At 71.0% G+C, this 8,341-nt stretch carries 6 protein-coding genes and 1 riboswitch; of the genes, 3 read left to right on the top strand and 3 right to left on the bottom strand.

All coding sequences use genetic code 11. The annotated features are described in order from the left end of the window. Window positions 1-325 precede the first annotated feature (325 nt). Complete coding sequence (locus ACFXKZ_RS32935) at window positions 326-610, bottom strand: chorismate mutase (RefSeq protein ID WP_380005336.1); 285 nt, start codon at window positions 608-610, stop codon at window positions 326-328. A 284-nt stretch (window positions 611-894) separates the two neighbouring features. Between ACFXKZ_RS32935 and guaA the strand changes: the two genes are divergently transcribed. Next, entirely contained in the window at window positions 895-2,484 is a 1,590-nt protein-coding gene (gene guaA / locus ACFXKZ_RS32930) for a glutamine-hydrolyzing GMP synthase (protein WP_380005334.1), read from the top strand. A 338-nt stretch (window positions 2,485-2,822) separates the two neighbouring features. Next, window positions 2,823-4,019: a hypothetical protein gene (locus tag ACFXKZ_RS32925; RefSeq protein ID WP_380005332.1), complete on the top strand. Its 1,197-nt coding sequence runs from the start codon at window positions 2,823-2,825 to the stop codon at window positions 4,017-4,019. A 73-nt stretch (window positions 4,020-4,092) separates the two neighbouring features. On the opposite strand, the gene pcrA is transcribed toward ACFXKZ_RS32925, so the two are convergent. Further along, window positions 4,093-6,609 carry a DNA helicase PcrA gene (gene pcrA / locus ACFXKZ_RS32920; RefSeq protein ID WP_380005330.1) on the bottom strand — a complete coding sequence of 839 codons (2,517 nt, stop codon included), beginning with the start codon at window positions 6,607-6,609 and terminating at the stop codon, window positions 4,093-4,095. A 125-nt stretch (window positions 6,610-6,734) separates the two neighbouring features. Between pcrA and ACFXKZ_RS32915 the strand changes: the two genes are divergently transcribed. Beyond that, window positions 6,735-7,454 carry a PIG-L deacetylase family protein gene (locus ACFXKZ_RS32915; RefSeq protein WP_380005328.1) on the top strand — a complete coding sequence of 240 codons (720 nt, stop codon included), beginning with the start codon at window positions 6,735-6,737 and terminating at the stop codon, window positions 7,452-7,454. A gap of 16 nt (window positions 7,455-7,470) precedes the next feature. Here the strand turns inward: ACFXKZ_RS32915 and ACFXKZ_RS32910 are convergent, their stop codons facing one another. Then, a complete protein-coding gene (locus ACFXKZ_RS32910; protein WP_380005585.1) occupies window positions 7,471-7,827 on the bottom strand; it encodes a hypothetical protein in 357 nt (118 codons plus the stop codon). A gap of 367 nt (window positions 7,828-8,194) precedes the next feature. Next, window positions 8,195-8,333, top strand: a riboswitch (cyclic di-AMP (ydaO/yuaA leader). The last annotated feature ends 8 nt before the right edge of the window (window positions 8,334-8,341 follow it).

The raw sequence follows: 8,341 nt of genomic DNA, 5'->3' as shown, positions 1-8,341 counted from the left end.
GCCGGCGGCTTTGGTGTCAATGATCCCCGTGGGGCAGCTTGCGGGGTGCGTGGGATTCGTGGTGACGGGGCCCCGCCGCGCCCCGCCGCGCGGGGGTCGATCCGTGGATCGACCCACGGCGCGGCGGCCGGTGTCGGGCGTCCCCGACACCGGCCGCCGGCGGGGTTGTGACCGGTTGCTGTCCCCTGCGTCCCGGTCACGGCACCAACGCGAGGTCCCACGGCGCACTGGTGAGCGCGCCTCATCGCGTCGGCGGCCTTGCGGTGCCCGGCCCGCGCATGAAGCGGGCCGGCCATCAGTCACAACGACCGCCGGCGCGATGAGGTTACGCCCGGGGGCCGACCCGACCGCGGCACAACTCCAGAAGGGTCAGCGCGACGGTGGTGCCCGGCTTGCCCAGTCCCTCGCGGTACCGGGCGATGACCTCCATCTCGCGGGACAGTTGCACGCGGGCGCCGCCCGACGTGACGCGGACCCGCTGGATCTCGGCGGAGATGTCCACCCGCTCGGTGATCAGCGCGATGATCCGCCGATCGAGGTCGTCGATGCGGGCGCGGCCCGCGCCGATCACGTCCTCGGGTGCCTGCGGCGGGGTGGTGGTGTCGTCCATGCGGCCTGCTCTCCGGAAGGGGTCGGATCCGGGGCCTCGACACGAACGCGAAGACGCCCCGGGTACCGGACCCGGGGCGTCTTCGTCTGCCTGTGGTGTGCTGCGTTCAGGCGGTGACGGCGGCGCCGGGGATCCCGGTGCCATAGGTAAAGCTGCGCGTCACGCCGAACGAGGACATGGCGTCAGTATGCCGCGACGGCGGGAGCGGACACCAGCCGGGGTCACCCGCGCGACGCCGGTAGAATCGGCGTACACCCCTTTTTCGCTTCGCCGGAAGGCCCCTCGTGACCTTTGCCAGCCCGGACGGAGGCGGCACCGAAACCGTCCTCGTCGTCGACTTCGGCGCCCAGTACGCCCAGCTCATCGCCCGCCGGGTGCGCGAGGCGCGCGTATACAGCGAGATCGTGCCGCACAGCATGTCCGTGCCGGAGATGCTCGCGAAGCGCCCGGCCGCGATCATCCTGTCCGGCGGCCCCTCCTCGGTGTACGCGGACGAGGCGCCCAGCATCGACCCGGCGCTGTTCACGGCCGGCGTCCCGGTGCTCGGCATCTGCTACGGCTTCCAGGCCATGGCGCAGACCCTGGGCGGGGTGGTCGAGAAGACCGGTCTCGCCGAGTTCGGCGCCACCCCGCTGACTGTGACCGGCACCCGAAGCACCCTGTTCGACGGACTGCCCACCGACCTGTCGGTGTGGATGTCGCACGGCGACTCGGTCTCCGCCGCGCCGGCCGGCTTCGCGGTCACCGCGACCAGCGCGGGCGCGCCGGTCGCCGCGATCGAGAACGACGAGGCGCGGCTGTACGGCGTGCAGTACCACCCCGAGGTGATGCACAGCGAGCACGGTCAGGCCATCCTGGAGCGCTTCCTGAAGGTGGGCGCGAAGCTCGCGGCGAACTGGACGATGGTCAACATCGTCGAGGAGCAGGTCGAGCTGATCCGTGAGCAGGTCGGCGACAAGCACGTGATCTGCGGCCTGTCCGGCGGGGTCGACTCCGCGGTCGCCGCGGCCTTGGTCCAGCGCGCCGTGGGCGACAAGCTCACCTGCGTGTTCGTCGACCACGGTCTGCTGCGCAAGGACGAGCCCGAGCAGGTCGAGCGGGACTACGTGGCGGCCACCGGGGTCTCGCTGAAGGTGGTCAACGCCCAGGAACGGTTCCTGACCGCGCTCGCCGGGGTGACCGACCCCGAGGAGAAGCGGAAGATCATCGGGCGCGAGTTCATCCGGGTCTTCGAGCAGGCCGCCGCCGAGGTGGTCGCCGAGGCGGGCGCGCACGGCGAGGAGGTCGAGTTCCTGGTCCAGGGCACGCTCTACCCGGACGTGGTCGAGTCCGGCGGCGGCACCGGCACGGCGAACATCAAGTCGCACCACAACGTCGGCGGGCTGCCCGAAGACCTCCAGTTCAAGCTGATCGAGCCGCTGCGCAAGTTGTTCAAGGACGAGGTGCGCGCGGTCGGCGAGCAGTTGGGCCTGCCGTCGGAGATCGTGTGGCGGCAGCCGTTCCCGGGCCCCGGCCTGGGGATCCGGATCATTGGCGAGGTCACCGCCGACCGGCTGGAGATCCTGCGCGAGGCGGACGCGATCGCCCGCGAGGAGTTGTCCCGGGCCGGGCTCGACCGGGAGATCTGGCAGTGCCCCGTGGTGCTGCTCGCCGACGTGCGCTCGGTCGGCGTCCAGGGCGACGGCCGCACCTACGGCCACCCGATCGTGCTGCGTCCGGTGTCCTCGGAGGACGCCATGACCGCCGACTGGTCGCGCCTGCCCTACGACCTGCTGGCCCGGATCTCCAACCGGATCACCAACGAGGTCCGGGAGATCAACCGCGTCACCCTCGACGTGACGAGCAAGCCCCCGGGCACCATCGAGTGGGAGTAGCCTCCCGCGTCCTTCCGCTCGGCGCGCTCGATCCGGGTCGACCCCCTCGATCGCACGTGCTTTCGCCGGCCTCCGCCCGATTTCGGACGGGGGCCGGCGGCGTTCCCGGAGCCCGCCGCGGCCGGGTCGACGAGCCGGCGGGACGCCTTGCGGGACACGGGGGTTGGCCTCGCGGCGGGTCTTCGATCGAGATTGCGCGCGATCGCCGGACCGGGCCGGTACGGCCCTCTCGGATGCGGCACAATGTGCCGCTGAACGAGCACGTTCGTATGTGGTGGTGGGGAGGGCGTGGCGAAGTGGCGCACGGTGTCGGTGTGCACGGACCGGACTGTCATTGCGTGGTCCGGGAGGAATACCGCAGGACCGTCGCCGATTTCGAGACGCTGCGGCGGGCGCTCGCCCGCAAGGAGGGCGTGCCCTCGGCGGTCGCCCACTCCGACGGCGGCGCGCGCCAGTGGATCTCCGACGAACTGCGGGGCAAGGCCCAGGACTTGGCCAACATACGGCGGGCCCAGGGGCGGGCCTGGCTGCAGGTGCTCGGCGGTCGTGCGCTGATCGTGCTGTGGTTGCTGGTCGCCGTGCTCGTCCTGGTGCAGGCGCTGACCGCGATCGGCGCGGGCTGGACCGGCTCGCGCACCGCCGGGATCGTGGCGGCCGTGGTGGTCGCCGGAGCGCTCAGCGTGGTCGGCTGGGCCGCCCGGGCGCAGGGCGGCGTGTTCGCGCCCGTACGGGGCCTGGACGGGCGCCTGTCCACCTCCAAGGCGGTCGCCGCGTTGTGGATGGTGGCGCTGATGTACTGCTTCGCCTTCCTGGGCATGCGGCTCGCCGCGGCTTCCGGGGACGGACAGCGGGACCGGCTGCTCGATCGGCTGGGTGACGTCGCGCTCGACCAGATCACGCTGGTGGCCGCGCCGCTGCTCGCCGCGGTGGCGGTACGCCGGATCGTCGGCGACAAGGTCGGCCGTCGGGTGCTGCAAAAGCTCCGCGCGGACCAGGCGGCGCTGCGCGACCTGGTCACCGACGACGCGGGCCGAGCCTCGTTCGTGGACGCCCAGTACGTCCTGGTCAACCTGGTCGCGGTCGGCTTCGTCGTGGTCGGTCTGGCCCGCGACCCCGATCGGCTCCCGGACATCCCGGCCACGCTGGTCGCGCTCGCGGTGGTCTCGGTGGTCACCTACCTCGCCGGCAAGCTGGCGGAGAACGACCGCCCGGTGATCCTGTCCGTGGTGCGCGTGCGCACACGCGGCGACCTGGACTCCGCGGTCCGCCAGGGCGACGACATCGAGGTGCGCGGGATCAACCTGGCGGCGGGCGGCTCGCACGAGGCGGACCTGCTGGCGCGCGTGGTGGTCAAGTTCGGCGCGGTCCACGTGCACGCCCCGCTGATCCCGGCCGAGACCGGCTTCGCCAACCCCTCCGACGCGTGCGTGGTCGTCCCGGTCCCGGTCGACGTGGAGCCGGGCCGGGTGGAGTTGTGCGTGGTGTCCGCCTCCGGCGTGGAGTCGGCACCGTACGAGATCCAGATCGCGGGCTGAGCGGAGCGGAACACGCAAGCGGGCCGGGTCGAGGGAATCGACCCGGCCCGCTCTCGTCCGGACGCGAGCGGCGCTACAACTTCTGCACCGGCGCGTAGCGCAGCAGCAGGGTCTTCTCGCCGCCGGCGCCGAAATCGATGGTGGCCTTCGCCTTGTCACCGCTCTCGGCGGTGGACACCACCGTGCCCAGGCCGAACTTGTCGTGGGTGACCCGATCGCCCGGGGACAGCGCGATGGCCGGGCGTTCCTTGATCTGCGCGCCCTTGCCGAAGCCGCCGCGCGAGCCGACCGTCGACTTCGTCGCCGACATCGCCTTGGCCGCCGACGGCGAGGTGCCGCGCCAGTCGACCAGCTTCTCCGGCAGTTCGGTCAGGAAGCGCGACGGCGGGTTGTACGACGGCGCGCCCCACGCGCTGCGCATCTTCGCCAGCGTGACGTAGAGCCGCTCGCGGGCGCGGGTGATGCCCACGTAGGCCAGCCGGCGCTCCTCCTCCAGCTCCTTTGCGTCGCCGAGCGAGCGCATGTGCGGGAAGACGCCGTCCTCCAGGCCGGTGAGGAACACCGTGGGGAACTCCAGGCCCTTGGCGGTGTGCAGGGTCATCAGGGTGACCACGCCGCCGTCCTCGGCGTCGGTGGGGATCTGGTCGGAGTCGGCCACGAGCGAGACCCGCTCCAGGAAGTCGGCGAGCGTGCCCGAGCCGCCCTCCTGCGCCTGGGCCTGCTCGAACTCCAGTGCCACCGCCGCGAGTTCCTGAAGGTTCTCGATCCGGGTCTCGTCCTGCGGGTCGCTGGACGCCTGCAACTCGGCGAGGTAGCCGCTTTGTTCCAGGATCGCCTCCAGGACGGTCGCGGGACCCGCGCCGCCGTCCACCACCGCGGTGAGGTCGTCCAGGAGCCGGACGAATCCCTTGACCGCGTTGGCCGAGCGCTTGGCCAGGCCCGGCGCGTCGTCGGCGCGGCGCAGCGCCTGGGCGAACGGGATGCGGTCGCGGGTCGCGAGCACGTCCAGGCACGCTTCGGCCCGGTCGCCGATGCCGCGCTTGGGCACGTTCAGGATCCGACGCAGCGAGACGGTGTCGTCGGGGTTGGCCAGCAGGCGCAGGTAGGCGAGCACGTCGCGGACCTCGCGGCGCTCGTAGAAGCGCACGCCGCCGACGACCTTGTACGGCAGGCCGACCCGGATGAAGACTTCCTCGAAGACGCGGGACTGGGCGTTGGTCCGGTAGAACACCGCGACCTGTCCCGGCTTGGTGTGGCCCGCGTCGGTGAGGCGGTCCACCTCGTCGGCGACGAACTGCGCCTCGTCGTGCTCGTCGTCCGCGACGTAGCCGACGATGGGAGTGCCGGCGCCGGCGTCGGTCCACAGGTTCTTCGCGCGTCGGTTGCTGTTGCGCTCGATCACCGCGTTGGCCGCGCTCAGGATGGTCTGCGTGGAGCGGTAGTTCTGCTCCAGCAGGATCGTGGTGGCGTTCGGGTAGTCGGCCTCGAAGTCGAGGATGTTGCGGATGGTCGCGCCGCGGAACGCGTAGATCGACTGGTCCGCGTCGCCGACCACACACAACTCGGCCGGTTCGAGCCCGACGAGCCCGGCCTCGGCGGGGTTGACCAACTCGCCGTCCACCGTCAGGCGCGGGCCGCTGCCGGCCGCGCCGCCGACCAGTTCGCGCACCAGCGTGTACTGCGCGTGGTTGGTGTCCTGGTACTCGTCCACCAGCACGTGCCGGAAGCGTCGCCGGTAGTGCTCCGCGACGTCCGGGAACGCCTGGAGCAGGTGCACCGTGGTCATGATCAGGTCGTCGAAGTCGAGCGCGTTGGCCTGGCGCAGCCGCTCCTGGTACATCGTGTAGGCCTGCGCCAGTATGCGCTCGGACTCGTTGATCGCCTTGGCCGCGAAGTCCTCGTGGTCGATCAGTTCGTTCTTGAGGTTGGACACCTGCGCGTTGAACTTGCGCGGCGGGAACTTCTTCGGGTCCAGATCCAGGTCGCGGCAGACCATTGCCATCAGCCGCTGCTGGTCGGCCGAGTCGTAGATGGAGAACGAGGAGCTCATGCCGAGCTTCTTGTACTGCTGCCGCAGGATGCGTACGCAGGCCGAGTGGAAGGTGGATACCCACATCGCCTTGGTGCGCGGCCCGACCAGCGCCTCGACCCGCTCGCGCATCTCGGCGGCGGCCTTGTTGGTGAAGGTGATCGCCAGGATCTCGCCGGGGTGTACGTGGCGGGAGGCGAGCAGGTGGGCGATGCGGTGGGTCAGCACGCGGGTCTTGCCGGAGCCCGCGCCCGCCACGATGAGCAGCGGGGACCCCTCGTGCACGACCGCGGCGCGCTGTTGCGGGTTCATCCCGTCGAGCAGCCGGGCCGGGTCCACCACGGGGCGCGGGGCGCCGTTGCGGTAGTAGGCGTCGCGTGGCTCGGGCGGCGGTGCGTACTGCCCCTCGTACAGGTCGTCCGGATAGTCCTCCGGCAGGCCGTACACGTGGTTCTCGTCCGGCTCGGGCGGCAGCGGGATCTCGTCCGCGGAGCCGGCGGGGGACTTCTTGGCCGCGGTGTCGAAACCGGGCAGGGGGATGTCGTCGAAGAGGCTGCTCATCGTTCCCCGAGTCTAGGTGGGTGTCGGGCGGGTCGTGCCCGGGCCGTTGTCGCGGGCAGGGATCATTGCGCCGACAACCATCTTCGCCCCGTCGGACATCGGGTCGACCGTCAAGGGAGTACATCGTGCTGGACGATCGCGACGTGGAGCGGATCCTGGTGCTGGCCGCGCACCCGGACGACATCGACTTCGGGGCGGCGGGGACGGTCGCCACGTGGACCGAGGCGGGCATCGAGGTGAGCTACTGCCTGGTCACCGACGGGGACGCGGGCGGGTTCGATCCGGCGGTGCCCCGGTCGGAGATCGGCGGGATCCGGCGGGCCGAGCAGAGCGCGGCGGCGGCGCATGTGGGGGTGCGGCAGCTGTACTGGCTGGGGTATCCGGACGGGCGCGTGGCGGCCTCCATGGAACTGCGGCGCGACATCAGCCGGGTGATCCGACAGGTGCGCCCGCAGCGCATGGTGATCCCGAGTCCGGAGCGGGACTGGGCCCGGCTGGCGCCCAGCCACCCCGATCACCTGGAGGCCGGCGAGGCGGCGATGCGGGCGATCTATCCGGACGCGCGCAACCCGTTCGCCCACCCCGAGCTGCTGGAGGCGGAGGGGCTGAAGGAGTGGACGGTGCCGGAGACCTGGCTGTCGCCGACCGCGGCGCCGAACCACGCGGTGGACGTGACGGAGGTGTTCGAGCGCAAGATCGCGGCGCTGCTGTCGCACGAGAGCCAGACGGGCCATCTGCCGGAGCTGCGCGAGCACGTGGTGTCGATGCTGGAGGGCAACGCGGCGCGGTTCGAACTGGGCGCCGGGCGTATGGCCGAGGTGTTCCGGGTGGTGGACACCCGCTAGCGGCGGGACCGGCGGCTCAGGTCCACATCACGGCGATGGCGATGTTCGCCACGGTCAGCAGGCCGATCGCGCCGAGGACGCGTGCGGACACCCGGTCCGCGGCGCGGTTGCCCCACACCAGCAACAGGATGACCAGCAGGATCCCGAGCTTGGTGCCGATCTTGGCGGTGTCCACGTCGCGGTCCAGGCCGGACTGCACCACGCCCACCAGGGCCAGGCCGGTGACGAGCATGGTCAGCGCGCCGTGCGTCATCGCCGGCACGATCCGTACGTCGCCGGTACGCAGCGCGGACATCTGGGTGAGGAAGCCGCCGAGCAGGGCCGCGATGCCCACGATGTGCAGCACCAGCAGGATCTGCCGCAGAACGTCCACGTCGTACAACCCCTCGTCGATCATCGCCCCGGCGGGCATCCGGCCGGCGTTCTCGGCGCCCATGCCGGAGTCCCGCCGCCGTCCGGCAGCCTAGCCGGCGGCGATCCACGCCTCTCCATCGGTCGAATGCCATTAAAGATCGCCAAAAGGGATCAAGATCGACTTTAGGGAATTCGGGCGCTTTTCCCGTGATACGCGGAGATGGAAACGGTGACATTGGTAAAGTTTTGGCAATGTGAAGGCCGATGGTGATGGTCCTGACACGCGTGTGACTAGTGTTCTGCGGCAGGCGATCGGCTCGAGGTCGGCCACCCGGTCGACACGATCGCCTCCGCCGAATTCGGTGACGGGTTTCGGTGACGGTGGGCAACCACGGTCGTCGCGACGCGAAGCCGGAACCGGGGACCCTCGCAGTCCCTTGGGGTGAATCGGTGCTCCGGCACCGTAGGGCGCCTTCTTCCGCCCGAACCCGTCAGCTAACCCGGTAGGCGGCCGAGGAAGGAGACCCGCCACC

The organism is Embleya sp. NPDC059237 (genome assembly GCF_042754105.1).
GTDB lineage: Bacteria > Actinomycetota > Actinomycetes > Streptomycetales > Streptomycetaceae > Embleya.
This window is presented reverse-complemented; position numbering and strand designations above follow the sequence as displayed.